Genomic DNA, 25,842 nt, shown 5'->3' with positions numbered 1-25,842 from the left:
CACTCGTCGGCGAGAAGACCGTCGTCGCCCAGGTCGATCTGGAGCCCGCCGAACTCGGCGCCCACCGGCGGGCCGACGTGGCCGTGAACTGGACGTCCTGGTCGACCGGGACCTCCTCGAACTGCGTCTCCACGGCGTCGGCGGCCACGACGCCCTCGGGCACGACCACCGGCGGCAGGGCCTCGAAGTCCGGCAGCACGAGCGAGTCCTCCGCCGTCGCGGTGCTCTCCAGCCCGGCCTGGCCCTTCAGCCCGCGGAAGTTCTCCTCCACCACACCGCCGAGCGCGGCGCACCAGGTGCTCAGGTCCACCCGGCCGGTGACCCGGATGCCGTGCAGGGCCTGCAGCTTGGCGACGGCGACCCAGGTCTGGCGGTCGAACGTGCCGCTCACCTTGAGGTCGTACAGCTTGCTCGCCAGGATCGACTGCACGGCCAGCACGGCGGAGCCGGTGTCGCCCATGCCGATCTCCGGCGCCAGCGCCTCCCAGGTGGGGCCGGTCATCGTGCCGTCGGAGGCGGTGGGGAAGCCGTGCGCCGTCTGGAACGCGCGCACGGCGGCCAGCGTGCCGGAGCCGAAGGCGCCGTCCGCCTTGAGGTTGAAGCCCTGGGTGTTGAGCAGGTGCTGCAGCGTACGGACCGTCGCGCCGGCGCAGGAGGTGAAGGTGTCGGGCCAGGTGCGGGCCGGGATGCTCGCCGGGTCCTGGCCGAGGCGCTTGGCGACGTGCAGGCGCAGCAGCGGGAAGGTGGAGTAGAACTTGGCGCCGGGGCACTGGGTGTTGTTCCAGTCCCAGTGGCCGGTGATGTTCTGGGCGCCGAAGCCGTACTGGGTGCAGATGGTGGTACAGAGCTTGACCAGCGACCACCAGAGCTTCCCGGTGGGCAGCTCGTCGATGTACGTGCCCTCGTTCTCGATGCCGATCGACTGGGTGTTCTGCCCGACGGCGTGCGCGCTGACGATCTGGTAGCCGCCGTCCTCGAGCGCGTCGAGGCTGCCGTGGCGGCCCTCCATCACATAGCCGCCGCGGCTGATGCTGAAGTGGTTGCCGGTGTCGGACCAGCCGTTGAGGTCCATGTGGATGTGCTGGACGCGCTCGGCGCAGGCGATGGCCGCCTCCATGGAGAAGTCCATGGTGTTCGGGAACGCCATGTGGTGCACCACGATCCGCCGGGTGGACCCGGTCCGGGTCGACAGCGGGAACGCGGGCGGCCGGGCGCCCCAGTCGTCGCAGCTCATGATGAACGACGTGTCGGTGGGGTCGATCGAGGTGGCCGAGGCCCCGCCCGCAGCGGCGACCTGCCCCGCCCCGACACCGAGGACGGCGGCCGCACCGGCGCCGGCCCGCAGGGCGCTCCGGCGGGTTATGTAGATGGGCTCGAAGGACATGGAAGTTCCTCTCCAGGGCGGTCCGGGGTGCAGGCGCCGCTTCGTCACGCTGTCCGTGTACGCCGCAGGCAGACCTCTTCATAAACTGGTACAGACCTCGATGTCCAGGGTTTCCGGCAGGGTTGTGGGAATGCCTGTGGTCTACTCCACTGACGAACGGAAATCCCCTGGCGCCGCGGCCGGTACAGCGGGAAGCATCAACGCCCATGGACATCCCCGAACGCCAGATCCGCGCCTCGCACACCGACGAGACCGTGACCGTGTACCAGGCGTACAACCCGCAGATCGGCGAACCGGCCGCCCGCACGGGGCGGTTCGGGGCGGGGTTCCGGCGGGGGAGGATGACGTGGGTCAAGCCCTCGTTCCTGTGGATGATGTACCGGTGCGACTGGGGCCGGGCCGAGGGGCAGGAGACCGTGCTGGCGGTCACGTTGCGGCGTGAGGGCTTCGAGTGGGCGTTGGGCCGGGCGGTGCTCAGCGGCTACCGGGCGGGGTCGCACGCCACGAAGGACGAATGGAAGGCCGCCCTGCGCTCGTCCTGCGCCCGGGTCCAGTGGGACCCGGAACGCGACCTGCGCCTGCGCTCGCTTCCGTACCGGTCCCTCCAACTCGGGCTCAGCGGTGAGGCGGTTCATCGATACGTCGATGAGTGGACGGTGTCCATCGAGGACGTCACGCCGCTGGCGCGGCAGGTCCACGCCCTGGTCCGTGAGGGCGACCTGGCGGCGGCCTCGGCCTTGCTTCCGGCGGAGCGCGCGTATCCCCTGCCGGAGCGGATCGGGGAGCGGATCGGGGCGGACGGTGCCTCGATGGGGTGATCCCGGAGGTAGCACCCCACCCGGCGTCGTTGCTTGCTGTACACCGGATGCTGTCGCCATGCTGCAACGACCAGGCTCGATGGAGGACCGATGAGCGCCCAGCCGCGCGATTACGCAGCCGACGACCCCGAGACCGCGCTGAAGTACGCGATTCAGCACATCCGGGGGGACCGGGTGGAGATCGTCGAAGGAGTGATCACGCCCGTGACCCCGTCCTGGGCCCACGAGTCGGTGGCGGTCAAGATCCGTCGGCAGATCGAACCAGCCGCAGACCGTCTGGGATGCATCGCGGCCTCGGGGAACCTGGACCTCCCCGGTACGAACAACTGGTACATCCCCGATATCGCCGTCGTCCCCGCTGACCTGGCCGACGACGCCACAGCCCTTCTTCCCGACCAGAGCCTTCTCGTCGTCGAGATCACCTCCAAGTCCAATTGCGACACCGACCGCATCGTCAAACGCCGACGCTATGCCGAGTACGGCGCCCCCCTCTATCTCCTGGTGGACCGCCAAGAGCGCTCCTGCACCCTCTTCGCCGAACCCGGGGAGCTCGGCTACACCAAGGTCGACGGCCCCCACCCCTTCGGCACGTCGATCCGTCTCCCCGGGCCCTTCGACCTCGAGCTCGACACCTCCGCCCTGTAGGGCAGCCTCACCCCACCCACTCCGGCAGCGGTTCGCACCGCCTCAGCCACTCGGCCGGGACGGGCGACACCCCCGTGCGGGAGGCGACGACGCCCGCCGTGATCGCGCAGGTCGTGTCGACGTCGCCGAGGCCCTCCGCCGTGGTCCACAGGGCGCCCGGGAGGTCGTCGAGGTGGTGGGCCGCCGACCAGAGGGCGAAGGGGACCGTGTCCGCCGCGGTGATGCGCGAGCCGTTGCCGAGGATGTCCGACGCCTTCCACGCGGGCGTGTCCAGGGGGAGTTCGGCCGCCGCGTGTACGCCGTCGCGTATCCGGCCCTCGGGCGTGGCCGACGCCACCGCCTCGAACAGCTCCCCGGGTGCGGGGGCCTCCCCGCCGCGGCTCGCCGCCGCCACCGACGCCGCCAGCGCCACGGCGACCGCGCCCGCCACCCCCTCGGGGTGCGCGTGGGTCACCTCTGCGGACGCCGCGGCCTCGTACGCGACCCGTTCCGGCTCGTCCGCGAACCACGCCCCGAGCGGGGCGACCCGCATCGCCGCGCCGTTGCCGAGGCTGCCCTGGCCGTCGAAGAGCGTACGGGCGTACCGCGCCCAGCCGCCGGGGTCCTCCGCCAGCTTCGGCAGCAGGACGTGCATCCCGTACCCGTACCGTTCCTAGTAACTGAGCGGGAGTGAATCCTGTTGCCAGGAGTCATGCTCAGCCGAACATCCCGAACGGTGTTGGGTGTTCTGGTCGACCGCTTTCGCATCCTGCCCGGATGGCCCGCATCGCGTGCGGGGTCCCGGGACGGGTGGGCGGTTTCCCTCACGCCCCAAGGTGTCCGGTCGGGCCTGGACGGTCCGATGCCCCGCACGATCGCTCTGGTCGTGCGGGGGCGGTGCCGTCCGTCGCCGGATCGGATGCCCCAGGGCGCGTCTGCCGATCGCCACCGCTGCCGCGTCGTGGCGGGTCGTCTTGCGCTTGGTGGTGGTGAGTGGTTTCTGCCAGTGCTGGGCGCCCCACTTCGAGGTGTAGGCCGGATCGACCGCGACCAGCGCAACGCCCAGGGTGGTGGCCATGGACACCAGGCGGGCGCGCAACCGGCCGGTCGGCATCCCCGAGACCAGCTGCCGGAAGCGCTTCTTGCGCCCGTGCCGCTCCCGGCTCTTGGCGTCCGTGAAGTCCAGATCCTCCACCGCGACGGCCAGGCCATGGCGCTGGGCCCAGTGCAGCAGCCGAATCAGGGCGTGGCGGAGCTGGGCGTCGCGGTGGGTGGCGGGGCCGGTCAGGTCGTAGCCGAAGCGGCGTGGGGCACCGACCGGGTTGCCGTGGGTGTCGAGGCGCCAGGCGGCCAGGTGGTCGGCGTTCATGTCCACCCCGACCAGGCCCCGCTCGCGGACCGCCGCCAGCGGCAGCACCACCGGCGCGGGCGTGGTGAAGGAGGCGGTCAGATACCAGCGGCCGCGCACCGGATCCTCGTGGATGCGGTACGCGACCGCCCGGTGCACGCTGACGCGGTCGCGCCACTGCTCGCCCCGGTGCGCGAACGCCACCCGCCCGGACAGCACATACCGGCCGTGCACGGTGTTGGCCAGATGGGCCAGCGGAGCCGGGAGTCTGACCGAGACCTCGCCGTCCGGGCTGACCCGGATCGTCTCGTTGCCGAACCTCTTCCCCGACTCCCCGTCCGCCTGCAGAAAGCGGCGCTTCGCCTGCCAGCGTCGACGCCAGGTCTCCTCGTCCAGCCCGGCCGCCGCGAGATGGTGACGCGCGTGCAGGAGCTTCTTCCCGCCCCGTACCACTGGCACCCGCCCCGCCTCCCACGCGGCACGGGCCCGCTCCAGACGGGCCTTGAGCACGCCGAGGCGGCGGGACTTGGCGTGCCACTCGCGACGCGTACGGTACCCGCCCGGCCGGCCCTTCTCGCCCCGCGCGCCCAGCGGCAGCGCGAGGCGCTGCTCCAACACCGCGATCCCGGTCTCCAGGGAGCGCAGGTGCGCGACCTGTCCGCGCCGGGCCAGCGCCCACTGATCGTGGCTGGCCTTGGTGATCGCACCCGCCCACCTCGACGACGCCACCGCGGTCACCGCCCGCTTGCGCCGCGCCCACCGGGCTGCATCATGCTCCAGCCCGTCCGCACACCGGGCCCGCAGATCCCGCCCCGCCACCGCGCCGAGATGCCCCCCAACCAGCCGCAGCACCTCGACGTCCCGCTCGGTCAGTTCCTTGAGCCGGTCCCGGATCGCCACCCCCGCCGCGGGCGGCACCACGAACGGCACCGCCAACTCCCGCAACCCGCCCACCCGCGCACCACCCCCACCCCGGCACTCCCCGAACACCACCCCCAACGAGCCACACCCCACCAGGTCACCCATTCGCAGCAAGAACCACCGTTCCCACACCCTGGAACAGACCAGTGCCCCGCACCCGAAACACACTCACACGCACCTTCCCGTACCCACGCTCACTCCACCGGCAACAGCTCGAACCCCCGCGAGGGGTCGAAGTTCGCGGCGAACTCCCGGGCCAGGGACGTCTGGTCGACCCGGCCCGCCAGCGCGAGCACCCGCACCACGCCGAGCGCCATCTGCGTGTCGTCGGTCCAGTGCCACTCCGGCTCCACCCCGATCGCCCGGCGCCGGATCATCGCGATCGCCTCCCGGTTCTCGTGGAAGAACCACCGCTCCCCGAACCCGTCGCCGAGCGCGAGTCCGCGCAGGCTGTCGCGGGCGGGGGCGGGGAGCGGGGAGGGTACGGGGGCCGGGTTTCCAGTGGTCGGGGTCATGGCCGCATGCTGTCAGGCCGGGCGACCTGCGGGACAGGGGGTTTCGCACCCCGACACCCCGACGCGGCGGCCGCCCTCACTTCCCCGGCGGCACCCAGGGCGGCGTCCGCCCCCAGTCCCACGTCGGCATCGGGCCGTCCGTCGGCGGCGGATCGTCGCCCGAGTAGACGATTGCCATCCGTGTGCCCCACTCCACGTAGTACGCGAACACCGCCCGGAACTCCGGGTCCGTGGGCAGGCCCGCCTCGTCCGCGGCGTCCATCAGCAGCGCGACCCAGCGGCGGCGCTGCTCCTCGGTGATCCGGCGGCCCAGATGGTGCCGGGCCATCTCGTCGTGCCCGCCGCGCCGCTCGGAGTACTCCGCGGGGCCCCCGAACACCTCGGCGAGGAACTGCGCCACCCGGTGCGGGTGGTCGTCCGCCGCGTCGGCGAACACCGGGGCCAGCAGCGGGTCCTTGTGCACATGGCCGTAGAAGATCCGCGTCAGCCGGTCGAAGGCGTCCGCGCCGCCGGCCCACTCGTAGATGGTCGGGGTGGTCAAGAATCCTCCCGCTCGTCCGGCGCGGCGTCCCGCGGCTCCCCGTCGGAGGGGGAGGGCGGCCGGCGGTCCGGCCCGTGGTCGCGTACCCGCTGGACCTGTTCCAGCGAGTCCTGCAGCTCCGTCAGCCAGCTGTCGGCGTGCTGCTGCACCAGCCTCACACACCAGGCCAGCGCCTCGCTGCGGCTTCGGGCGACACCGCCCGCGATCAGCGTGTCCAGCACCTCGCGCTGCGGCTGGCGCAGCCGGGTCATCACCGGCGCGGCGACGTTGGTGAACACCGTGCGCCGTCCGCCGCATTCGACGCCCCACGCCACCTTGCGGCGGTAGCGCCGCTCCGCGCGCCGCGCCACCGCCATCCGCTCGCCGCGCGTGCGGTCCCTGAACTCCTCGATACGCGCCTCGAGCGCCGCCTCCCGTTCCGCCTCGGACACGTCCTCGGCGAGGGAGGGCTCGGAGATCCGGCCCACGACCGTGATCTCCTCCCTGTCCACGGTGATCTCCAGCGGCGGGTCGTACAGGCCGTCGGGCAGCCGTCCGGCGAACCAGCCGCGGAGCTCGTCTTTCTCTTCGGCTGTAAGCATGTAATCCAGATTACGCCTCTCATCGCCGTCGCGGAACCCAATCGCCCCGGTTCACGTCCGACCGGCAACAGCGAGCGGGAACGGGGTGGTTGGCAATGACCGGGAGTACGTCGGGACACGCGCGCGGCACCATGGCCGGGGCGGTCGTCCTGTGCACCGTCGCACTGGCGGCGGCCGGCTGCGGCGAGCCGGACGCGGAGCGGCCGTCGCTCACGGGCGGGGGCGTGAGCGTGGGTGCGAGCGGGCCGCAGGGGTACGACGGCCCGCTGTGGACCGAGATGGCGGAAGACGGCCCGGACAGCGACCCGAAGGTCCTCGGCGGGGCCGCCACCCGCGCCCTGGAGTGCGACGGGCCCCCGTACTTCGGCGGCAACGACGTCGGCGACGGCTGGGGCAGCCCCGCCGGCGGCCGGTCGGCGGAGGAGGGACTGCGGCGCTTCCTCGGCGAGGCGTACAACGCCGTCCCCACCAGCGGCTACCGCGTGGAGAAGGAGGAGGGCGGCCGGACGCTGTTCGCCGTGGGAGACGCCGAGGGCCGCACCAAGGCGGCGGTGATCGTGGCGAAGGACCGGCCGAAGCGGGCCGGCTGGGGCATGGAGACCTTCGCGGTGTGCGACCCGGCGGAGCTGCCGGCGAAGTACGACGCGGAGATGGGCGTCCAGGTGTGGACGGACGCGAAGGGGGCCCGGGTGCCCGTGGCCTCGGTCCGCGGCCGGCTCGGCAACGACCACTGCGACTGGCAGGACGTCCTCTTCCTCACCCTCGGCGAGGGGGAACGGGGCGCGGAGGCGCCGCAGTACGTCCGCGACGAACACGGGAAGCTGGACGAGGGCATGGTGAACGGCCCCTTCGACCCGGACGCCGAACTGCCCGCCGACGCACGCGACACGGGGTTCCGGCGCGACGGCGGGGAGCTGTGGCTGGCGGCGGACGGCAAGTCCGCGTACGTCAGGTCCGCGGACGGCGTGGAGCGCTGGCCGGGCACCCCGCACCCGGTGGCCTGCCGCTGAGCGCCTCCGGCGGGGGGCAGCCACATCCCTGGGGCTCCGCCCCAGACCCCCCGGGAGGGGTGGCGGGGTCGGCCGGATCCGCACGGCAATGCGGGGGGCCGCCCTCCAGCCCCGGAGGGCACGCGGCCACGTCGGCTGGATCGGCACGGCCAGTGGAGGGGTCCGCCCCCCCGCCCCCCGGAGGGCACGCGGCCGAGTCAGCCGGATCCGCACGGCCAATGGGCCACCGCCCCCACCCGCGGTGTGCGCGTGGCCCCGTCGGCCGGATCCGCACGGCCAATGGGCCACCGCCCCCACCCGCGGCGTGCCCCGTCGGCCGGATCCGCACGGCCAGTGGAGGGGTCCGCCCTCCAACCCCCGGAGGGCACGCGGCCGAGTCAGCCGGATCCGCACGGCCAATGGGCCACCGCCCCCACCCGCGGAGGGCACGCGGCCAAGCCAGCCAGATCCGCAGCCAGCGGAAAGGTCCACCCCCAACCCCCGGAGCGCACCTGGCCGAGCCAGCCAGATCCGCACGACCAGTGGAGAGGTCCCCCCAACCCCCGCAGGGCACGCGGCCAAGCCAGCCAGATCCGCAGCCAGCGGAAAGGTCCACCCCCCATCCCCCGGAGCGCACCTGGCCGAGCCAGCCAGCTCCGCACAGCCAGTGGGGAGGCCCCCCAACCCCCCGCAGGGCACGCGGCCAAGCCAGCCAGATCCGCACGGCCAGTGGGCCACCACCCCCGAAGGGCCACCGTCAGCCAGCTCCGCACAGCCGGCGCCGCACCCCCCAGCCCCCGACTCCGCTCAGGTCAGGTCACCCAATCACCCCCGCCAGCGCCGAAGCCACCACCCGCCGCACCGCCTCCGGGTCCGCCGCGTCGCCCGTGCGGTCCGCGAGGAGCAGGTGCGCCGCGCCGATCAGCGTGGGCGCGAGGCTGTCGACGTCCGCGTCGGGGGCGATACGGCCCAGGTCCCGCTCCGCGGCCAGATACCCGGCGACCACCGCCGCCGCCTCCGTCAGCAGCGGGATGCCGGCCGGCGTCGTCTCGCGCAGCCGCGCCCGCAGCCCGTCGCGGGAGACCACCAGGCCCACGATCGCCACGGCCACCGACCCGAACAGCTCCGTCAGCACGCCGGTGACGTTCCCGGCGACCGTGCCGCGGCCGGCGGCGGCCCGCAACTCGGCCGCCCGGTCGTCGAGACGCGCGATCCGGTCCCGTACCAGCTCCGCGAGGAAGGCGTCGAAGTCCGCGAAGTGCCGGTGCAGCACGCCCTTCGCGCAGCCCGCCTCCTCCGTGACGGACCGGCTGGTCAGCCCGCTCGGCCCGGCCCGCAGCAGCACCCTCTCCGCGGCGGCGAACAGCTGCTCGCGTACGTCCTGGATGGCCACCCCTGTCGGCACCCGCACCACTCCCCGCTCACGGCCCACCGATTGACGAGTGGGCGACCGCCCACTCATAGTGGGCACATGCCCACTGTACCGCCGGTCCCCGCACCGGACTCCCCCGAGAGCAAGCAGGCGGCCACGTCCTTCGGCACCGACGCCGAGCGTTACGACCGGACCCGCCCCCGCTACCCCCGCGCCGTGGTGGACCGCGTCACCGGCGCCTCGTCCGGACCGCTCGACGTCCTGGACGTCGGCTGCGGTACGGGCATCGTGGCGCGGCGGTTCCAGGCGGCCGGCCACCGGGTGCTGGGCGTCGACCCGGACGCCCGGATGGCGGCCGTGGCCCGCCGCCGCGGCACCGCGGTCGAGGTGGCGACCCTGGCGGACTGGGATCCCGCGGGCCGTACGTACGACGCCGTCGTCGCCGGTCAGACCTGGCACTGGATCGATCCGGTCGCGGGCGCGGCGAAGGCCGCGCGGGTGCTGCGCCCGGGCGGGCGGCTGGCCGTGTTCTGGAACGCCTCCCGGCTGCCGGCCGGCCTCGCGGAGGCGTTCGCCGAGGTGTACCGCCGGACCGTCCCCGACTCGCCGTTCGACCTGGCCGCGGCGGCCACCCAGGGCGCGGACGGCTACCAGGCGCTGTGCGACAGGGCGGCGGACGGCATCCGCGAAGCGGGCGGGTTCGAGGCCGCCGGGCAGTGGCGGGACGACTGGGAGTGGACCTGCACCAAGGACGCCTGGCTGGACATGGTGCCCACCCAGGGCGCGTTCACCCGGCTCCCCGCGGAGCGGCTGGCGCCCGTGCTGGCGGGCCTGGGCGAGGCGATCGACGCCGCGGGCGGCACGTTCACCATCCGCTACGCGACGCAGACGGTCACGGCGGTACGGGCCGACGGCGCACAGGTCCGGCGCGCACAACCCCCACCCCTCTGACACGCTCGGACGAGGAGCGGCGAAACGGATTCCCCGCGCCGCGATGACTTCCGCCCGGCCCGCCGGTCTACCCCCGCGCAAGGCCACCACGGCAGAGGCAAGGACACGCGACGAAAGCAGGACCCCATGGCGCAGCAGATGATCTTCGTGAACCTCCCGGTCAAGGACCTGGCCCGGACGCAGAAGTTCTTCACGGAGCTCGGCTACTCCTTCAACCCGATGTTCACGGACGACAACGCGGCCTGCCTCGTCGTCAGCGACACGATCTACTTCATGCTGCTGACCGAGGACTTCTTCAAGGGCTTCAGCAAGCGCGGGATCCCGGACACCGCCACCCAGGCCCAGACCCTCAACTGCCTGAGCGCGGAGAGCCGCCAGGAGGTCGACGCGATGCTGGACAAGGCCCTCGCCGCGGGCGCCCGGGAGCACGGCGAGCCGGAGGTCATGGGCGACTTCATGTACGGCCGCAGCTTCACCGACCTGGACGGCCACCTGTGGTCGTACATGTGGATGGACGTCGAGGCCGCCGCCCAGGGCCCCGGCGGGGAGTGACACCACGAAGACCGGCCCCCGGACCCGCGCTTGACCTCAACCGAGGTTCACCTCGCACGCTGATGGTTCAAGTCCCGTCACGGATACGGAAGCGAGCAGCCATGCGCGTGATCCAGGCCCACACCTTCGGCGGCCCCGAGGTCCTCAAGCCCGTCGACGTACCGGAGCCGGAGCCCGGCCCGGGTGAGGCGGTGGTGGCGGTGGCCGCCGCCGACACGCTCTTCGTCGAGACGCAGATCCGCACCGGGTGGGGCAAGGAGTACTTCGACCCGCCGCTGCCGTTCACGCCCGGCGGGGCGGTCAGCGGGACGGTCCTCAGGGTCGGGGAGGGCGTCGACAGGAGCCGGCTCGGCCGGCGGGTCGTCGCGCACACGGGCAGCTTCGGCGGTTACGCCGAGCAGGTCACCGTCGCGGCCACCGGCCTGATCCCCGTACCGGACGGCGTGGACCTGGACACGGCCGCCGCGCTCACCCACGACGGGCCCACGGCGCTGGGCCTGTTCGAGGGCGCGGGCGTCCGGCCCGGCGAGACGGTGCTGGTGCTGGCCGCTGCCGGCGGTGCCGGGCAGCTGCTGGTGCAGCTCGCGCACGCCGCCGGGGCGTACGTCGTCGGCGCGGCGCGCGGCGAGGGGAAGCTGGCGGCGGTACGGGCCCACGGCGCCGACCGTGTCGTCGACTACTCGCGCCCCGGCTGGACCGACGGCATCGCGGCCGACGTGGTCTTCGACGGCGTGGGCGGCGAACTGGGCCGGCAGGCGCTGGACGCGACGGCGGACGGCGCGCGGTTCCGCGCGTACGGCGCGCCCTCCGGCGACTTCTCCGTGACCGCGCCGACGGAGGACGCCGCGCGCCGGGGCGTGACGGTCACCGGCATCTTCGACATCCTGCCCGCGGGCTCGTCGGTCGACGACTACACCGCCCGCGCCCTGGCGGAGGCCGCCGCCGGCCGGCTCCGCCCGATGATCGCCGAACGGATGCCGCTGGAGCAGGCGGCCGGGGCGCATGCCACGATCGAGGCGCGCACCGCCGTGGGGAAGATCTTGCTCGTGCCCGCCGCCTGACCCCAGACTGGGCCGCATGCTTGTGCCCACCCGGGGGAAACACGTGTCAGCCGTCACCCGTACGCTCCGCTCCGTCGTCAAACTGCCCGGCCGCCGCCGGCCCGTGGACCTCAGCCACCCGGCGCGCTCCCCGCTCGGGAGTTCGGTGGAGAACTGCGTGGTCTACGTCGACGGCCACCGGCAGCCCGGCGACCCCACGCCGAAGGACGCGGTCGACCGCGTACGGGCCAAGGGGCACGGCTTCGTGTGGATCGGGCTGCACGAGCCCGATCCGCACGCGCTCGCGCCCATCGCGCAGCTCTTCGACCTCCACCCGCTCGCCGTCGAGGCGGCGCTGCGCCAGGCGCCGCGGCCCCGGCTGGAGGTCTTCGGGGACATGGCGGTGGCGGTGTTCAAGCCCGTGGCGTACGCGGAGCACGACGAGCTGACGTCGAACTGCGAGATCGTGGAGTCCGGCGAGATCACCGTGCTCACCGGTCCCGACTACGTGGTGACCGTCCAGCACGGCCGGCACGGCACGCTCGGTCCCGTGCGGGAGTCGCTCGAACTCCAGCCGGAGCTGCTGTCGTGCGGGCCGAGCACGGTGCTGCACGCGGTGGCGGACCAGGTGGTCAACGAGTGCCTCGACGTCGCGGACGCGATCCTCACGGACATCGACACCGTGGAGGCGGACGTCTTCGGCGACGGCGGCGCGGACGTCGCCCGCGTCTACCACCTCAAGCGCGAACTGCTGGAGCTCAAACGCTCGGTGGCGCCCCTGACGCGCCCGCTCCAGGTCCTCGCCGAGAAGCCGATGCTCGCCGTGGACCCGGCGATACGGCCGTACTTCCGCGACGTCGCCGACCACCAGGCGCGGGTCACCGAGCAGATCAACGGCTTCGACGAACTGCTGAACTCGATACTCCAGGCGAACATCGCGCGGGTCACGATGGCCCAGAACGAGGACATGCGGAAGATCTCCGCCTGGGTGGCGATCCTCGCGGTGCCCACGATGGTGTGCGGGGTGTACGGCATGAACTTCGACCACATGCCCGAGCTCCGCTGGACGTACGGCTACCCGGTGGTGCTCTGCGTGATCGTCGGCGTGTGCCTGACCCTGCACCGGGCGTTCCGGCGGCGGGGGTGGCTCTGACGGTCCGGGCACGGCGGAGGCAGGCCGGCGGACGGACGGACGCCCGCGCCGTGCCCCGGACCCCCGCGCGCTACCGCCGCCCCGCGGCGACCGCCCCCGCGCTCGCCGCGACGACCAGCGCGACGCCTCCGCACTGCAGCGCGCCCAGCGTCTGGTCCAGGACCAGGAAGCCCGCCAGGGCCGCCACCGCCGGCGCGAGGCTCATCAGCACCGCGAACACCGCCGGCGGCAGCCGCCGCAGCGCGAAGAGCTCCACGGTGTAGGGCACGCCCGACGAGAGCACGGCCACCGCGAGCCCCAGCCCCAGGGTCGCGGGCTGCAGCAGCGAGCCCCCCGCCGTCAGCACGCCCAGCGGCAGACTGCACAGCGCCCCCACCGACATCGCGATGGCCACCCCGTCCGCCTTCGGGAACCGCGCGCCGGCCCGCGCGCTGAGCAGGATGTACGCCGCCCACATCACGCCCGCGCCGAGGGCGAAGAGCACGCCCGCGGGGTCGAGGGCCCCGAACCCCCCGCCGCCGAGCAGGAACACCCCCACCAGCGCCAGCCCGGCCCACAGCAGGCCGGCCGCCCGCCGGGAGGCGACGACGGACAGCGCCAGCGGGCCGAGGACCTCCAGCGTGACCGCGGGCCCCAGCGGGATCCGGTCGATGGCCTGGTAGAACAGCGAGTTCATCGTGCCCAGCGCCACCCCGAACCCGCACACGACCGCCCAGTCGGACCGCGAGTGCCCCCGCAGCCGGGGCCGGCAGATGACCACGAGGAGCAGCGCCGACAGCGTCAGCCGCAGCGTGACGGTGCCCAGCGCTCCCGCCCGCGGGAAGAGCAGCGCGGCGACGGCGGAGCCGAAGTTGACCGAGAGCGCGCCGGCGAGCACGAGCCCGATGCCGGTGAGGCGCCCGTCGCCGGGCGCGGAGGAAGGGGTGACGGGACCAAGGGGACGGCGGAGGGGACCAGCGACAGGTGTGCGGACGGCAACGGTCATGACAGACACCGTACGAAACCCGCCCACCCCGTGTGAAATGCCTGATCCGCTGCGGTTATGCCCTACCGGCATGACGGATCTACCCTCGAGGGCATGACGGTCGAGCTGCGCCACCTCCGCGCCTTCCTCGCGATCGCCGACGAGGGCTCCATCACCCACGCGGCCGCGCGTCTGCGCACCGGCCAGCCCGCCCTCTCACGCACCCTGCAGCAACTGGAGAAGCACCTCGGGGTACGGCTGGTCGACCGCTCGACCCACCATCTGGAGCTCACTCCCGAGGGCCGTACGTTCCGCGACCGCGCGGCCATCGCCGTCACCGCCGTCGACGAGGCGCTCGACCCGCGCGGGCTGCGCTCGTGGCCACTGCGCCTGGGCCACCCCTGGGCGGCCCTCGGCGCACACACCGTGCCCCTGCTGCGCCGCTGGGACGAGCTGCACCCCGGGATCCCGCTGCACCTGCTCCGGATCGACGACACGACCGCCGGCCTCACCCGGGGCCGGGTGGACGCGGCGCTGCTGCGCGGGCCGGTCACGGCGCAGGGCGTGGAGAGCGAACTGCTGTGCATGGAGGACCGGGTGGCCGTCCTCCCGGCCGACAGCCCGCTCGCCGCCCGCGCCGCCGTCACCCTGGCCGACCTCGCCGCACTGCCCGTCGCCGCCAACACCGTCTCCGGTACGACGACCCCCGACCTGTGGCCGCCGGACGCCCGGCCGACGACGATGGTCGAGGTGTCGAACACCGACGAGTGGCTGACCGCCATCGCCGCCGGCCGGGCGGTGGGCGTGACGACGACGGCCACCCCCGCCAACCACTCGCACCCGACGATCGTCTACCGCCCGCTGTCCGACGCCCCGCCCGTACCCGTCCATCTGGCCTGGCGCGCGGGCCCCGGCCATCCGGCCCTGCCCGCGCTGCGCGCGCTGGCGCACGAGGTCGTCGCCGCACACCGCTGACATCCCGCAGAACTCCGGGGCGCCGGGGACACCCTTCCAGCCCCCGACCCGTTGCTCCCGCATCTGCGGGCGGGATACTGGGGACGAAAGCCGCAAAACCCACACTCCCGGAGGCGGTCATGAGCAGCTTCTTCGACAAGGCGCGCGAGCAGGCCCAGAGCGCCTACAACCAGGGCAAGGGGAAGCTGGAGGAGGTCCAGGCCGGCCGCGAGGGCGGCGACAAGCTGCGCAGGCTCGGCGCCGCCTACTTCAACGCCTCCCGCGGCCAGGGCGACCAGGACGCCCTACAGGACGCCCTGGAGGCGGTCCGGCAGCACGCCGAGGAACACGGCGACGAGTTCCTCACCAAGGCCACGAAGCCCAGCACCGGCACCGGCCACTCCTGGGGCGGCAAGCACGCCGCGTAGCCTCCGGCACGGTGGGCGGCAGAACAGATTCCGGGGGCTTCGCCCCCGGACCCCCTGGGATCAACCTGGTTGCGTGAGCACGCAGCCGCCGGAACGCGGCCCCGACCACGCCTCCGCCCCCGCGTACCCTGCCGGGGTGGACATCGGCGCGCTGCACCCCCGGCTCCCCTCCCCCGTGGAGGAGTGCCCGGACGAGCGCTTCACCGGCCGCGGCCTGCGCCTGCTGCTCAAGCGTGACGACCTGATCCACCCCAGCCTCCCCGGCAACAAATGGCGCAAGCTCGCCCCGAACCTCCGGGCGGCCGCCGCCGCCGGGCAGCGCACGCTGCTCACCTTCGGCGGCGCCTACTCCAACCACCTGCGCGCCACGGCCGCCGCCGGCCGGCTGCTGGGCTTCACGACGATCGGCGTGGTCCGCGGCGCCGAACTCGCCGACAGACCGCTGAACCCCTCGCTCGAACAGGCCGCCGCCGACGGCATGCGGCTGCACTTCGTGGAGCGCCGCGTCTACCGGCGCCGCGCGGACCCCGCGTACCTGGACGAGCTGCACGGCCTCTTCGGCGACTTCGTGGCCATCCCCGAGGGCGGCAGCAACGCCGCCGCCGTCCGCGGCTGCGCCGAGCTGGGCCGCGAGCTGCGCGGCACGGCCGACGTCGTCGCCGTCGCCTGCGGTACGGGCGGCACGCTCGCCGGACTGGCGGCGGGCCTGGCGCCGGAGCAGCGGGCGATCGGCTTCCCGGTCCTCAAGGGCGGATTTCTCGACAAGGCGACCGAGTCACTCCAGCACGCCGCCTTCGGCGCCCGCAGCGGCGACTGGCGGCTGGACGACCGCTTCCACTGCGGCGGTTACGCCCGTACGACACCGGAACTCGACGCTTTCGCGGCCGGCTTCGAACGGAGCCACGGGCTGGCGCCCGACCCGACGTACGTCGCCAAGATGCTGCTGGGTCTCACCACCCTCGCCGAGGAGGGCGCGTTCCTCCGGGGCGCCACGATCGCGGCTGTCATCACGGGCTGAGCGGGCCGGACAGGCGGGGCAGGGCGGCCCGCACCCGCCGCCCCGCTAGTCCGCCTCCGACTCCCGGTACGCCGCCGCCTCCTCCAGATCCAGCCTGCGCAGCAACGTGCGCAGCATCTCGTCGTCGATCCGCCGCGCGTCGCGCAGTTCGACGAAGACCGAGCGCTCGGCGTCGATCATCTCCCCCGCCAGCCGCCGGTACGTCTCGTCGGCGCTCTCGCCCGTCTCGGGGTTGACCGCCCCGAGACGCTCCCACACCGCGTTGCGCCGCCGCTCGAGCACCGTGCGCAGCCGGTCCTCCAGGGGCTGGGGCAGCCGGTTCGCCGGGTCCTCGAGCAGCTCCCGGAGCCTGGTCTCGGCCGCCCGCGACGCCTCGCTCTGCGCCTGCGCCTCGATCAGGTTCTCCTTCTGGGCGTCCGTGCCGCGCAGCCCCAGCTTCCGGATCAGCAGCGGCAGGGTGAGCCCCTGGCCGACCAGGGTGCCGATCACGGTGGTGAAGGTCAGGAAGAGCACCAGGTTGAGCGCCGGGAAGGGCCCGCCGTCGTGCACGGTCGGCGGGATGGAGAAGGCGACGGCGAGCGAGACCACGCCCCGCATACCCGCCCAGGAGACGACAAAGGGATGTGTCCACGGCGTCCGTTTCCCGTCGCCCGCCGACCCCAGCCGCAAAGGGAGATAAGTCGTCGGAAAGACCCAGACGAACCGCGACACGATCACCGTCGCCAGCACCACCGCCGCGTACCACAGCGCCTCGCCCAGCCCGAACGGCTCCAGATCGCTGACCACCCGCCGCAGCTGCAGCCCGATCAGCGCGAACACCACGGACTCCAGCACGAAGGCGACCATCTTCCAGACCGCCGCCTCCTGGAGCCTTGTCGCGAAGTCGACCTGCCACGAGCGGTGGCCCAGATACAGCCCGACCACGACCACCGCCAGCACGCCGGAGGCGTGCAGCTCCTCCGCCAGGGCGTACGCGACGAACGGGATGAGCAGCGACATCGTGTTCTGCAGGAGCGGCTCCTTGAGCCGCAGGCGCAGCCAGTGCAGCGGCACCATCAGCGCCAGCCCGACCCCGATCCCGCCCACCGCGGCCAGCGCGAACTCGCCCAGCCCGCCCGCCCAGCTGGCCCCCTCCCCCACCGCGGCGGCCAGCGCCACCTTGAACGCGGTGATGGCGGTGGCGTCGTTGACCAGCGACTCGCCCTGCAGAATGGTCGTGATCTTCGACGGCAGCCCCACCCGCCGGGCGATCGCCGTCGCCGCCACCGCGTCGGGCGGCGCGACCACCGCGCCCAGCACGAGCGCCGCGGTGAGCGGCAGCCCCGGCACCAGGGCGTACGCGGTCAGCCCGACGGCGGCCGTCGCGAACAGCACGTACCCGATGCTCAGCAGGATCACCGGGCGCAGATTGGCACGCAGGTCCAGGTACGAGCTCTCCAGCGCGGCGGTGTGCAGCAGCGGCGGCAGGATCAGCGGCAGGACGACGTGCGGGTCCAGGGCGTAGTCCGGCACGCCCGGGACGTAACTCGCGACCAGTCCGACGGTGACCAGCAGCAGCGGCGCCGGTACGGGCGTGCGCCGGGCGAGCCCGGCCACCGCCGCGCTCCCGGCCACCAGCATGAGCAGAGGAAATGCGTTCATCGGCAACGATCTAACCTGGCCGCATGACCGAATGCGCGCATGTTTCCGCACTCCCGTCCCCGGACGTCGCCCCGCAGAGCGACACCTGTCCCGGATGTCTGGCGGCCGGCACCAATCCCGTGCACCTCAGACTCTGTCTGACCTGCGGGCATGTCGGCTGCTGCGACTCCTCCCCGCTGCGCCACGCCACGGCCCACTTCCACGAGACCGGCCACCCGGTGATGCGCAGCTTCGAGCCGGGTGAGAACTGGCGCTGGTGCCATGCCGACAAGTCGCTGGTCTGACCACCCCGCCCTACGCTGGGTCGCATGATCCGCGATGCGAGGCCCGGCGATGTACCCGCCCTCCACGCCATGGTGCGTGACCTGGCCGAACACCACGACGTCACGGAGACCGAGGCCACCGACGAGCAGCTGCACGAGGCGCTGTTCGGCCCGCATCCGTCCGTCTTCGCCCTGGTCGCCGAGGCGCCGGACGATCCGGAGCCGGCCGGCTTCGCCCTGTGGTTCCGCAACTTCTCCACCTGGACCGGCACCCACGGCGTCTATCTGGAGGACCTCTTCGTCCGCCCGGAGCATCGCGGCGCCGGCTACGGCAAGGCCCTGATGGCGGCGCTGGCGGCGGTCTGCGTGGAGCGCGGCTACGACCGCTTCGAGTGGTCCGTGCACGAGGAGAACAAGACCGCCGCGGCGATCTACGAGGCGCTCGGCGCCGTCCCCAAGGACACCTGGACCGGCTACCGGCTCTCCGGACCGGCGCTGCGCGGACTCGCCTCGTCACACAGCGTCAACCACCGCTGAACGTACCGGGAATTGACCTCACGCTCCCTATTCACGGAGCGTACCCGGAGCTTTACTATAAGTGACACTCACGAGATGGTGGGTCCTTCCCCGTACCAGCGGGACAGCAGCCGACCACTCGCGGTAGCGTCGCATGCGAACCATGTGCGGTCCCGATCCGTTACCCCTTGTGAAGAGGCGTGGACCGGGTCCGCGTCAGCATGGAGACTCGCTGTACTCACGCTCGTTGAACAGACGCAGCGCGCGCCACCTTGGAGGTGAGGGTGTCCCAGAACGAAGGCGAGCCCAGGCCGAAGGACTTCGTCGAGGTCCGGCTGCCGGCGGCAGGTGCCTATCTCTCGGTCCTGCGGACGGCCACGGCCGGACTCGCGGCCCGCTTGGACTTCACCCTCGACGAGATCGAGGACCTGAGGATCGCGGTCGACGAGGCCTGCGCGATCCTGCTCCAGCAGGCCGTCCCGGGCTCGGTCCTCACCTGCGTCTTCCAGCTCGACAGCCAGGCGGACCGGCCCGAACGGCCGGCCCTGCTGGTCACGGTATCCGCCCCGACCACGGACGGCCGGGCCCCCGAACGGGACACCTTCGCCTGGACCGTGCTCTCCGCACTGGCCGGCCGGGTCGACTCGACCGTGTCCGAGGACCGGACGGTCACCATCAGCCTGCACAAAGAGCGCGGCGCCGGCCCCGGGCAGACATGAACTGCGCGAGGAGGGCGGTCCGATGACACAGGGTCACGAGGCGCCGGCCCCGGGGTATCCGCCCCGGGGTGGTACCGCGAGAAGGGGCTTGTTGGCGGCTGTGGAGCACGAGCGGGAACCACAGGAGCGCGCCGAGGGCGCACCGTCCCGGGCAGGGGCGACGGACGAGCGGGCTGAGCAGATGGACGGACACGAGCACGGCCGGCCGGGCGGCCGGCGTGACCCCTCCCCCAGCTCTGCGGGCCGGGGGTACCCCACCGACCGCAGCGCCGCGCGGGAGATGTTCTACGAGCTGCGCAAGCTCCCCGAGGGCACCCCGGAGTACGCGGAGCTGCGCAACACGCTGGTCCGGATGCACCTGCCCCTGGTCGAGCATCTGGCCCGCCGCTTCCGCAACCGCGGCGAGCCGCTGGACGACCTCACCCAGGTCGCCACGATCGGCCTGATCAAGTCCGTCGACCGGTTCGACCCCGACCGGGGCGTGGAGTTCTCGACGTACGCCACGCCCACCGTGGTCGGCGAGATCAAGCGCCACTTCCGCGACAAGGGCTGGGCGGTCAGGGTGCCGCGCCGGCTGCAGGAGCTGCGGCTGTCGCTGACGTCGGCGACGGCGGAGCTGTCGCAGCGGCACGGCAGGGCGCCGACGGTCCACGAGCTGGCGGAGCATCTGCGCATCTCGGAGGAGGAGGTGCTGGAGGGCCTGGAGTCGGCCAACGCGTACTCCACGCTCTCCCTCGACGTCCCCGACACGGACGACGAGTCCCCGGCGGTCGCGGACACCCTCGGCGCGGAGGACGACGCGCTGGAGGGCGTCGAGTACCGGGAGTCCCTCAAACCCCTGCTGGAGGAGCTCCCGCCGCGCGAGAAGAAGATCCTGCTGCTGCGCTTCTTCGGCAACATGACGCAGTCCCAGATCGCCCAGGAGGTCGGCATCTCGCAGATGCACGTCTCGCGGCTGCTGGCCCGCACGCTGGCCCAGCTGCGCGAGCGTCTGCTGGTGGAGGAGTAGCGGTACGGACCGTCGGCCCTGGGTGCCCCGGCGTCAGGCCTGCTTCGGGCCGATCCCCAGGGCCTCGACGGTGCTGGGGCTCATCAGCATGACCAGCGCGGCCAGCGCCACCGCGCCCAGCGCGATGCCCGGCGCCAGCAGCGCGCCGCCGACGTCGACCATGGTCCACACCACGGGGATCGCCATCAGCTGCGTGATGACGGCCGGCCCCCGGCTCCAGCTCCGCAGCAGCCACAGTCCGCGCGCGGCGGCCAGCGGCAGCACCGCGAGCGCCAGCACGGTCAGCCCGCCGAAGAGCGCGGACCGCCGGCTCTCGGGGTCCCCGGCGAAGAGCATCACGAGCATGTAGACACCGAGACCGGCGACCACGGCGCCCTCGACGGCGGTCAGTACGGCGGCCACGGTGAGGCGCCCCGTCCGGGCGGATCCCTGCTCCTCAGTCATGCGGTCCAGGGTATCCGGGCCCCGGGCACGACTTCGCAGGCGTACCCAGGGGTAGGTACGCTGCACACCATGCGCGCACTTCTTGTGGTCAACCCTGCCGCCACCACCACGAGTGCGCGGACGCGTGACGTACTGATCCACGCCCTCAAGAGCGATCTGAAGCTCGAGGTCGTCACCACGGAGTACCGCGGGCACGCCCGCGACGTCGGCCGCGCGGCGGCCGAGAGCGGCGACGCGCACCTGGTGGTCGCCCTCGGCGGCGACGGCACCGTCAACGAGGTCGTCAACGGACTGCTGCACAACGGCCCCGACCCCGACGCGCTGCCGCGCCTGGCGGTCGTCCCGGGCGGCTCCACCAACGTCTTCGCCCGCGCCCTGGGCCTGCCCAACGACCCCGTGGAGGCCACCGGCGCGCTGCTGGACGCCCTGCGCACCGGCTCCGAGCGCACGGTGGGCCTGGGCCTGGCCTCCGGCACCCCGGGGACCGCCGACGAGGGCGCCCCGGACCGCTGGTTCACGTTCTGCGCGGGCCTCGGCTTCGACGCCGGCGTGGTGGGCCGCGTCGAACAGCAGCGCGAGCGCGGCAAGAAGTCGACGCACGCCCTCTACATGCGTCAGCTGATGCGCCAGCTGATGTCCGAGCCGAACCGGCGGCACGGCGCCATAACGCTCGCGCGGCCCGGCGAGGAGCCCGTCGGCGACCTCGTCGCGACGATCGTCTGCAACACGGCCCCGTGGACATATCTCGGCAACAAGCCCGTCTACGCCGCCCCCCGCGCCTCCTTCGACACGGCCCTCGACGTGCTCGGCCTGGCCCGGCTGGGCCTGGGCGCGGCGACCCGTTACGGTACGCAACTGCTCACTTCCTCTCCGGAGCGCGGACCGCACGGCAAGCACGCTGTGTCACTGCACGACCAGACGGCCTTCACCTTGGAATCACAGGCCCCACTGCCCTTTCAGGTCGACGGAGACCACCTCGGACTGCGTACGAGCGTGGCCTTCACAGGCGTACGCCGCGCACTGCGTGTGATTGTGTGAGTGATAGGGCCTCGGCGCCTTTATCTCGAACGTACGGACTGGCTCTCACCCCCCGATCTAGTGCTGTGAGCCAACTGACACCAACGAATCCAAAGAAACTTGCCGGAAGGGGTTGTATCCGAAGCTGAGGTTTGCGAACCTCTTCTTGGCGATCGGAACAACGCCCACCGTCGGGTCCCGTGTGTCGCCACTCTGTGAACAACCACAGCTCACCTCACATGTCGAAGGTCACACCAGTTTTCTGGGGCAGACCCTTCACCCGTGGGGGGATTCGTGAAAGCGTTCACATTCACAAGCAACTTGCCCGCAACACAATGAGATGGAGCAGTCATGGACTGGCGTCACAACGCCGTTTGCCGCGAGGAAGACCCCGAGCTGTTCTTCCCCATCGGCAACACCGGTCCTGCGCTGCTGCAGATCGAGGAAGCCAAGGCTGTCTGCCGCCGCTGCCCCGTGATGGAGCAGTGCCTGCAGTGGGCGCTCGAGTCCGGCCAGGACTCCGGTGTCTGGGGTGGCATGAGCGAGGACGAGCGCCGCGCGATGAAGCGCCGCGCCGCCCGCAACCGGGCCCGCAAGGCCACCGCCTGAACCGCCTGAACGCACGAGTCCGGCCCCCTCGGCGGGGGCCGGTCGCAGCTCTCCTCCGAGCGCAGCGCGCAGATTTCTTTTGAGCCCTGGAACCTGGTCGGTTCCGGGGCTCGACTGTTTTCCGGATTCGGGCCGTTCCGGGTTCGCCGCCGTTTACGGGGGCGCGCTCAGCGCTTCTCCGGTTTCACCGGCAGATCCAGGGTCACCCGGGTCCCGCCGCCGGGGGCCTGCTCCATGGTGAACGTGCCGCCGAGTTCGCCCTCCACCAGCGTGCGGACGATCTGCAGGCCGAGGTTGCCGGCCGTCGCCGCGTCGAAGCCCGCCGGCAGGCCGCGGCCGTCGTCCTGGACGGTGACCAGCAGCCGGGCCGCCGCCCGGGTGCCGGAGCGCAGCGCGCCGACCTCGACCGTGCCCGTGTCGCCGGGGCCGAAGCCGTGCTCCAGGGCGTTCTGCAGCAGCTCGGTGAGCACCATGGACAGCGGCGTGGCGACCTCCGCGTCCAGGATGCCGAAGCGGCCCGTACGACGGCCTGTGACCCGGCCCGGGGAGATCTCCGCGACCATCGTGAGCACGCGGTCGGCGATCTCGTCGAACTCGACGCGCTCGTCGAGGTTCTGCGAGAGCGTCTCGTGCACGATGGCGATCGAGCCGACGCGGCGCACCGCCTCGTCGAGGGCCTCGCGGGCCTTGCCGTCGGGGTCGTGGGCGGCGAGGCGGCGCGACTGCAGGCGCAGCAGGGCGGCGACGGTCTGCAGGTTGTTCTTCACCCGGTGGTGGATCTCCCGGATGGTGGCGTCCTTCGTTATCAGTTCGCGCTCGCGGCGGCGCAGTTCGGTGACGTCGCGCAGCAGGACGAGGGAGCCGATGCGGGTGCCCTTGGGCTTGAGCGGGATGGTACGCAGCTGGATGACGCCGCCGCTGCCCTCGACCTCGGTCTCCCGGGGCGCCCAGCCGCTGGCCATCTTCACCAGGGCCTCGTCGACGGGCCCCTGCTGGACGGCGAGTTCGGCGGTGGCCTTGCCCAGGTGCAGGCCCACCAGGTCGGCGGCGTGGCCGAGGCGGTGGAACGCGGACAGGGCGTTGGGCGAGGCGTACTGGACGATGCCGTCGCCGTCCAGGCGCAGCAGTCCGTCGCCGACGCGCGGCGAGGCGTCGCTCTCCACCGACTGCCCGGGGTACGGGAAGCTGCCCGCGGCGATCATCTGCGCCAGGTCGGAGGCGCTCTGCAGATACGTCAGCTCCAGCCGGCTGGGCGTACGGACGGTGAGCAGGTTGGTGTTGCGGGCGATGACGCCCAGCACCCGGCCCTCACGGCGTACGGGGATGGACTCGACCCGTACGGGCACCTCCTCGCGCCACTCCGGGTCGCCCTCGCGCACGATGCGGCCCTCGTCGTAGGCGGAGTCCAGCATGGGACGCCGGCCGCGCGGGACCATGTGGCCGACCATGTCGTCCTGGTACGAGGTGGGGCCCGTGTTGGGCCGCATCTGCGCCACGGAGACGTACCGCGTGCCCTCGGTCGTGGGGATCCACAGCACGAGGTCCGCGAAGGAGAGGTCGGCGAGCAGCTGCCACTCCGACACGAGCAGGTGCAGCCACTCGAGGTCGGTCTCGGACAGCGCGGTGTGCTGGCGCACGAGGTCGTTCATGGAGGGCACGGGTCCGAGCGTACCCGCAGCGCCGGGCTCCCCCGGGCCGGCGAGTTCCGGTACTTATTCGGGGGCGCCGACCCCTGGACGGGGGGTAGTGGTCTAGTCCACAATGTTCGGGAAGTGCTTCCGGCCTCCTCGCAGGAGGACGGAACGGGGATCGTCTCGCTCTCTGCCCTGACTGCGCAGACATCCTCCGCCGGCCGGCCGTGGGGCCGCACACCCCGCGACCACAGTGCGCCGGCATCAGCTCCGGGCTGCGGTGCCGGGCGGGTTGAGGGTCCCGCTCCAGGCGCCGCGGCCCGAAGTGTTTTCCGGGGCGGTGCGGGGTCCTACGCGCGGGGGTCTCCCGTGTCCCGCGGCCACGCCTTCATCGCCTGTTCCGCCACCGCCTCCAGCTGCTCGCGCGTGGCCCCGTCGCGGGCCTGCTGCGCCATGCCCTGGAAGACCGTGCCGACGTAGCGGGCGAGGACGCCCGCGTCCGTCCCCGGCGGCAGTTCGCCCTCGTCGACACCGCGCTGGACGCGCTCCTCGATGGACCGCACGTTCGCCTGCCGCATCCCGCGCAGGAACTCCCGCACCTCGGGCGAGGTGGTGTTGGTGGCGCCGCTCACGACGAGGCAGCCGCGCGGGCGGCCCGGGGTGGTGTGCTCGGCGGCGGCCTCGCGCAGCAGCCGGGCCACGGCCCCGCGGGCGGTCGGCTCGCCCAGCGCGCGGGCGGAGAACCGGCCGTAGGCCTCGGCGTACGCCCGTACGGCCTCCTCGAACAGCGACCTCTTGTCGCCGAAGGCCGCGTACATGCTCGGCGCGGCGATCCCCATGGCGTGCGTCAGGTCGGCGACGGAGGTCGCCTCGTAACCGTGCTCCCAGAAGGTGAACACCGCCTGCCGCAGGGCCTGGTCGCGGTCGAAGGACCGGGGGCGTCCGCGCTGTCTGGTGGTCATGCCGTCAATTCTATAGCGGTCGCTAAGAAACGTGGTACGGTCCTTTTCGTAGCGATCGTTAAAGAAAGGGGGGCGCAGCCATGGGCGCGCTCACGGGCAAGACGGCACTGGTGACGGGCGGCAGCCGGGGTATCGGACGCGGGATCGCGGAGCGGCTGGGCCGTGACGGGGCCCGGGTCGGGGTGCACTACGGCAGCGACGAGGCGGCGGCCAAGGAGACGGTGGCCGCGATCGAGGCGGCCGGCGGCTCGGCCTTCGCACTGCAGGCGCGTCTCGGGGAGCCCGGCGACGCCGAGGCGCTCTGGCAGGCGTACGACGCGCGGGCCGACGGCCTGGACATCCTGGTGAACAACGCGGGGATCGCCGCCCAGGGCGCCATCTCGGACCTCTCCGAGGAGGACTACGACCGGGTCTTCGCGGTCAACACCAGGGCGCCGTTCTTCATCACCAAACTGGGGCTGGACCGGCTGCGCGACGGCGGCCGCATCGTGAACGTCTCCACGGGCCTCACCCACGGCGCGGGGTTCCCGCAGCTCATCGCGTACTCGATGACCAAGGGCGCGCTCGACGTCTTCACGGCGAAGCTGGCGGCGACGGTCGGCGACCGCGGCATCACGGTCAACGCGGTGGGGCCGGGGATCGTCGACACCGACATGAACGCGTCCTGGCTGCGCGGCGAGGAGAACGCGGCGACCCGCGAACAGGTCGCCGGCTACTCCCCGCTGGGGCGCGTCGCCGAGCCCGCGGAGGTGGCGGACATCGTCGCCTTCCTGGCCTCGGACGACAGCCGCTGGGTCACGGGCCAGTGGATCGACGCGACGGGCGGCGTCCTGGTCTGACGCCGGACAGCACGAGGGGGCCCCGCGCCGTGTGCGCGG

The 25,842-nt window shown here is 72.8% G+C and carries 28 protein-coding genes and 1 pseudogene; 17 read left to right on the top strand and 12 right to left on the bottom strand.

The features are described from left to right. Positions 1-1,384: N-acetylmuramoyl-L-alanine amidase (locus AB0M28_RS32300; protein WP_365412884.1), on the bottom strand; the 1,384-nt coding region annotated here is incomplete at its 3' end. Between the two features lie 206 nt (positions 1,385-1,590). On the opposite strand from AB0M28_RS32300, the gene AB0M28_RS32295 reads away from it, so the two are divergent. Next, complete coding sequence (locus AB0M28_RS32295) at positions 1,591-2,202, top strand: DUF4291 domain-containing protein (RefSeq protein WP_365412882.1); 612 nt, start codon at positions 1,591-1,593, stop codon at positions 2,200-2,202. Positions 2,203-2,292: 90 nt separating this feature from the next. Further along, entirely contained in the window at positions 2,293-2,847 is a 555-nt protein-coding gene (locus tag AB0M28_RS32290) for a Uma2 family endonuclease (RefSeq protein ID WP_365412880.1), read from the top strand. Positions 2,848-2,854: 7 nt separating this feature from the next. Here the strand turns inward: AB0M28_RS32290 and AB0M28_RS32285 are convergent. From AB0M28_RS32285 to AB0M28_RS32265, 5 genes and pseudogenes are all read right to left on the bottom strand, one after another. Further along, a pseudogene (locus AB0M28_RS32285) lies at positions 2,855-3,493 on the bottom strand (ADP-ribosylglycohydrolase family protein); the annotation flags it as partial. 6 nt (positions 3,494-3,499) lie between these two features. Beyond that, positions 3,500-5,128, bottom strand: coding sequence for an IS200/IS605 family accessory protein TnpB-related protein (locus tag AB0M28_RS32280; protein ID WP_365412878.1), 1,629 nt, complete (start codon positions 5,126-5,128; stop codon positions 3,500-3,502). 161 nt (positions 5,129-5,289) lie between these two features. Further along, positions 5,290-5,610, bottom strand: coding sequence for an ADP-ribosylglycohydrolase family protein (locus AB0M28_RS32275; RefSeq protein ID WP_365412876.1), 321 nt, complete (start codon positions 5,608-5,610; stop codon positions 5,290-5,292). Positions 5,611-5,686: 76 nt separating this feature from the next. After that, positions 5,687-6,151: a group II truncated hemoglobin gene (locus AB0M28_RS32270; protein WP_365412874.1), complete on the bottom strand. Its 465-nt coding sequence runs from the start codon at positions 6,149-6,151 to the stop codon at positions 5,687-5,689. Next, positions 6,148-6,732 carry a hypothetical protein gene (locus AB0M28_RS32265; protein WP_365412872.1) on the bottom strand — a complete coding sequence of 195 codons (585 nt, stop codon included), beginning with the start codon at positions 6,730-6,732 and terminating at the stop codon, positions 6,148-6,150. The genes AB0M28_RS32270 and AB0M28_RS32265 overlap by 4 nt, the downstream gene beginning before the upstream one ends. Before the next feature lie 95 nt (positions 6,733-6,827). Between AB0M28_RS32265 and AB0M28_RS32260 the strand changes: the two genes are divergently transcribed. Continuing rightward, positions 6,828-7,742 carry a hypothetical protein gene (locus AB0M28_RS32260; protein ID WP_365412870.1) on the top strand — a complete coding sequence of 305 codons (915 nt, stop codon included), beginning with the start codon at positions 6,828-6,830 and terminating at the stop codon, positions 7,740-7,742. Between the two features lie 796 nt (positions 7,743-8,538). Here the strand turns inward: AB0M28_RS32260 and AB0M28_RS32255 are convergent. After that, the gene (locus tag AB0M28_RS32255; protein WP_365412869.1) at positions 8,539-9,126 is read right to left on the bottom strand and encodes a TetR/AcrR family transcriptional regulator; all 588 of its coding nucleotides are present in this window, start codon (positions 9,124-9,126) and stop codon (positions 8,539-8,541) included. A 66-nt stretch (positions 9,127-9,192) separates the two neighbouring features. Between AB0M28_RS32255 and AB0M28_RS32250 the strand changes: the two genes are divergently transcribed. The 4 genes from AB0M28_RS32250 to AB0M28_RS32235 all read left to right on the top strand — a co-directional run bounded on the left by AB0M28_RS32250 (position 9,193) and on the right by AB0M28_RS32235 (position 12,789). Next, positions 9,193-10,044: a class I SAM-dependent methyltransferase gene (locus AB0M28_RS32250; RefSeq protein WP_365412867.1), complete on the top strand. Its 852-nt coding sequence runs from the start codon at positions 9,193-9,195 to the stop codon at positions 10,042-10,044. Between the two features lie 126 nt (positions 10,045-10,170). Next, on the top strand, positions 10,171-10,596 hold the full coding sequence (locus tag AB0M28_RS32245) for a glyoxalase (protein ID WP_365412865.1): 426 nt from the start codon (positions 10,171-10,173) through the stop codon (positions 10,594-10,596). A gap of 101 nt (positions 10,597-10,697) precedes the next feature. Then, a complete protein-coding gene (locus AB0M28_RS32240; protein WP_365412863.1) occupies positions 10,698-11,657 on the top strand; it encodes a zinc-binding dehydrogenase in 960 nt (319 codons plus the stop codon). A gap of 16 nt (positions 11,658-11,673) precedes the next feature. Next, a complete protein-coding gene (locus AB0M28_RS32235) occupies positions 11,674-12,789 on the top strand; it encodes a magnesium and cobalt transport protein CorA (RefSeq protein ID WP_365412861.1) in 1,116 nt (371 codons plus the stop codon). Positions 12,790-12,859: 70 nt separating this feature from the next. On the opposite strand, the gene AB0M28_RS32230 is transcribed toward AB0M28_RS32235, so the two are convergent. Then, positions 12,860-13,774: an EamA family transporter gene (locus AB0M28_RS32230; protein ID WP_365412859.1), complete on the bottom strand. Its 915-nt coding sequence runs from the start codon at positions 13,772-13,774 to the stop codon at positions 12,860-12,862. Between the two features lie 93 nt (positions 13,775-13,867). Here AB0M28_RS32230 and AB0M28_RS32225 point away from each other — a divergent pair, with 93 nt between their 5' ends. From AB0M28_RS32225 to AB0M28_RS32215, 3 genes are all read left to right on the top strand, one after another. Beyond that, entirely contained in the window at positions 13,868-14,728 is an 861-nt protein-coding gene (locus tag AB0M28_RS32225) for a LysR family transcriptional regulator (protein ID WP_365412857.1), read from the top strand. Positions 14,729-14,847: 119 nt separating this feature from the next. Then, on the top strand, positions 14,848-15,135 hold the full coding sequence (locus AB0M28_RS32220) for a hypothetical protein (protein ID WP_365412855.1): 288 nt from the start codon (positions 14,848-14,850) through the stop codon (positions 15,133-15,135). A 136-nt stretch (positions 15,136-15,271) separates the two neighbouring features. Continuing rightward, complete coding sequence (locus AB0M28_RS32215) at positions 15,272-16,153, top strand: pyridoxal-phosphate dependent enzyme (protein ID WP_365412888.1); 882 nt, start codon at positions 15,272-15,274, stop codon at positions 16,151-16,153. A gap of 45 nt (positions 16,154-16,198) precedes the next feature. Here the strand turns inward: AB0M28_RS32215 and AB0M28_RS32210 are convergent, their stop codons facing one another. Beyond that, positions 16,199-17,794, bottom strand: coding sequence for a Na+/H+ antiporter (locus AB0M28_RS32210; RefSeq protein ID WP_365412853.1), 1,596 nt, complete (start codon positions 17,792-17,794; stop codon positions 16,199-16,201). A gap of 23 nt (positions 17,795-17,817) precedes the next feature. Here AB0M28_RS32210 and AB0M28_RS32205 point away from each other — a divergent pair, with 23 nt between their 5' ends. The 4 genes from AB0M28_RS32205 (at position 17,818) to AB0M28_RS32190 (ending at position 20,301) form a co-directional block, all read left to right on the top strand. Then, positions 17,818-18,078: a UBP-type zinc finger domain-containing protein gene (locus AB0M28_RS32205; protein ID WP_365412851.1), complete on the top strand. Its 261-nt coding sequence runs from the start codon at positions 17,818-17,820 to the stop codon at positions 18,076-18,078. 24 nt (positions 18,079-18,102) lie between these two features. Next, a complete protein-coding gene (locus tag AB0M28_RS32200) occupies positions 18,103-18,594 on the top strand; it encodes a GNAT family N-acetyltransferase (protein WP_365412849.1) in 492 nt (163 codons plus the stop codon). Between the two features lie 263 nt (positions 18,595-18,857). Next, on the top strand, positions 18,858-19,292 hold the full coding sequence (locus AB0M28_RS32195) for an anti-sigma regulatory factor (protein ID WP_365412847.1): 435 nt from the start codon (positions 18,858-18,860) through the stop codon (positions 19,290-19,292). A 91-nt stretch (positions 19,293-19,383) separates the two neighbouring features. After that, positions 19,384-20,301 (top strand): RNA polymerase sigma factor SigF, encoded by a 918-nt coding sequence (locus AB0M28_RS32190; protein ID WP_365412845.1) that lies wholly within the window; start codon positions 19,384-19,386, stop codon positions 20,299-20,301. A gap of 33 nt (positions 20,302-20,334) precedes the next feature. On the opposite strand, the gene AB0M28_RS32185 is transcribed toward AB0M28_RS32190, so the two are convergent. Further along, positions 20,335-20,745, bottom strand: a complete 411-nt coding sequence (locus AB0M28_RS32185; protein WP_365412843.1) for a hypothetical protein — start codon at positions 20,743-20,745, stop codon at positions 20,335-20,337. A gap of 69 nt (positions 20,746-20,814) precedes the next feature. Here AB0M28_RS32185 and AB0M28_RS32180 point away from each other — a divergent pair, with 69 nt between their 5' ends. Continuing rightward, entirely contained in the window at positions 20,815-21,783 is a 969-nt protein-coding gene (locus AB0M28_RS32180; protein ID WP_365412841.1) for a diacylglycerol kinase family protein, read from the top strand. A gap of 330 nt (positions 21,784-22,113) precedes the next feature. Beyond that, positions 22,114-22,371: a WhiB family transcriptional regulator gene (locus tag AB0M28_RS32175; protein ID WP_019433310.1), complete on the top strand. Its 258-nt coding sequence runs from the start codon at positions 22,114-22,116 to the stop codon at positions 22,369-22,371. Between the two features lie 167 nt (positions 22,372-22,538). Here the strand turns inward: AB0M28_RS32175 and AB0M28_RS32170 are convergent, their stop codons facing one another. Together AB0M28_RS32170 and AB0M28_RS32165 are read right to left on the bottom strand one after the other, a co-directional pair. Continuing rightward, complete coding sequence (locus AB0M28_RS32170) at positions 22,539-24,020, bottom strand: PAS domain-containing sensor histidine kinase (protein WP_365412886.1); 1,482 nt, start codon at positions 24,018-24,020, stop codon at positions 22,539-22,541. Positions 24,021-24,352: 332 nt separating this feature from the next. Further along, positions 24,353-24,964, bottom strand: a complete 612-nt coding sequence (locus AB0M28_RS32165) for a TetR/AcrR family transcriptional regulator (protein WP_365412839.1) — start codon at positions 24,962-24,964, stop codon at positions 24,353-24,355. Between the two features lie 80 nt (positions 24,965-25,044). Here AB0M28_RS32165 and AB0M28_RS32160 point away from each other — a divergent pair, with 80 nt between their 5' ends. Next, positions 25,045-25,803, top strand: coding sequence for an SDR family oxidoreductase (locus AB0M28_RS32160; RefSeq protein WP_365412837.1), 759 nt, complete (start codon positions 25,045-25,047; stop codon positions 25,801-25,803). Positions 25,804-25,842 lie beyond the last annotated feature (39 nt).

The sequence above is a fragment of the Streptomyces sp. NPDC051940 genome, assembly GCF_040680895.1.
Taxonomy (GTDB): Bacteria; Actinomycetota; Actinomycetes; order Streptomycetales; family Streptomycetaceae; genus Streptomyces.
This window is presented reverse-complemented; position numbering and strand designations above follow the sequence as displayed.

Excerpts from the sequence above, each read along its gene's own strand:
- AB0M28_RS32185 (WP_365412843.1), bottom strand. The coding sequence starts at position 20,745 with ATGACTGAGGAGCAGGGATCCGCCCGGACGGGGCGCCTCACCGTGGCC.
- AB0M28_RS32295 (WP_365412882.1), top strand. The coding sequence starts at position 1,591 with ATGGACATCCCCGAACGCCAGATCCGCGCCTCGCACACCGACGAGACC.
- AB0M28_RS32205 (WP_365412851.1), top strand. The coding sequence starts at position 17,818 with ATGACCGAATGCGCGCATGTTTCCGCACTCCCGTCCCCGGACGTCGCC.
- AB0M28_RS32170 (WP_365412886.1), bottom strand. The coding sequence starts at position 24,020 with ATGAACGACCTCGTGCGCCAGCACACCGCGCTGTCCGAGACCGACCTC.
- AB0M28_RS32225 (WP_365412857.1), top strand. The coding sequence starts at position 13,868 with ATGACGGTCGAGCTGCGCCACCTCCGCGCCTTCCTCGCGATCGCCGAC.
- AB0M28_RS32235 (WP_365412861.1), top strand. The coding sequence starts at position 11,674 with ATGCTTGTGCCCACCCGGGGGAAACACGTGTCAGCCGTCACCCGTACG.
- AB0M28_RS32165 (WP_365412839.1), bottom strand. The coding sequence starts at position 24,964 with ATGACCACCAGACAGCGCGGACGCCCCCGGTCCTTCGACCGCGACCAG.
- AB0M28_RS32160 (WP_365412837.1), top strand. The coding sequence starts at position 25,045 with ATGGGCGCGCTCACGGGCAAGACGGCACTGGTGACGGGCGGCAGCCGG.
- AB0M28_RS32175 (WP_019433310.1), top strand. The coding sequence starts at position 22,114 with ATGGACTGGCGTCACAACGCCGTTTGCCGCGAGGAAGACCCCGAGCTG.
- AB0M28_RS32260 (WP_365412870.1), top strand. The coding sequence starts at position 6,828 with ATGACCGGGAGTACGTCGGGACACGCGCGCGGCACCATGGCCGGGGCG.
- AB0M28_RS32220 (WP_365412855.1), top strand. The coding sequence starts at position 14,848 with ATGAGCAGCTTCTTCGACAAGGCGCGCGAGCAGGCCCAGAGCGCCTAC.
- AB0M28_RS32275 (WP_365412876.1), bottom strand. The coding sequence starts at position 5,610 with ATGACCCCGACCACTGGAAACCCGGCCCCCGTACCCTCCCCGCTCCCC.
- AB0M28_RS32265 (WP_365412872.1), bottom strand. The coding sequence starts at position 6,732 with ATGCTTACAGCCGAAGAGAAAGACGAGCTCCGCGGCTGGTTCGCCGGA.
- AB0M28_RS32250 (WP_365412867.1), top strand. The coding sequence starts at position 9,193 with ATGCCCACTGTACCGCCGGTCCCCGCACCGGACTCCCCCGAGAGCAAG.
- AB0M28_RS32240 (WP_365412863.1), top strand. The coding sequence starts at position 10,698 with ATGCGCGTGATCCAGGCCCACACCTTCGGCGGCCCCGAGGTCCTCAAG.
- AB0M28_RS32200 (WP_365412849.1), top strand. The coding sequence starts at position 18,103 with ATGATCCGCGATGCGAGGCCCGGCGATGTACCCGCCCTCCACGCCATG.
- AB0M28_RS32245 (WP_365412865.1), top strand. The coding sequence starts at position 10,171 with ATGGCGCAGCAGATGATCTTCGTGAACCTCCCGGTCAAGGACCTGGCC.
- AB0M28_RS32230 (WP_365412859.1), bottom strand. The coding sequence starts at position 13,774 with ATGACCGTTGCCGTCCGCACACCTGTCGCTGGTCCCCTCCGCCGTCCC.
- AB0M28_RS32180 (WP_365412841.1), top strand. The coding sequence starts at position 20,815 with ATGCGCGCACTTCTTGTGGTCAACCCTGCCGCCACCACCACGAGTGCG.
- AB0M28_RS32210 (WP_365412853.1), bottom strand. The coding sequence starts at position 17,794 with ATGAACGCATTTCCTCTGCTCATGCTGGTGGCCGGGAGCGCGGCGGTG.
- AB0M28_RS32290 (WP_365412880.1), top strand. The coding sequence starts at position 2,293 with ATGAGCGCCCAGCCGCGCGATTACGCAGCCGACGACCCCGAGACCGCG.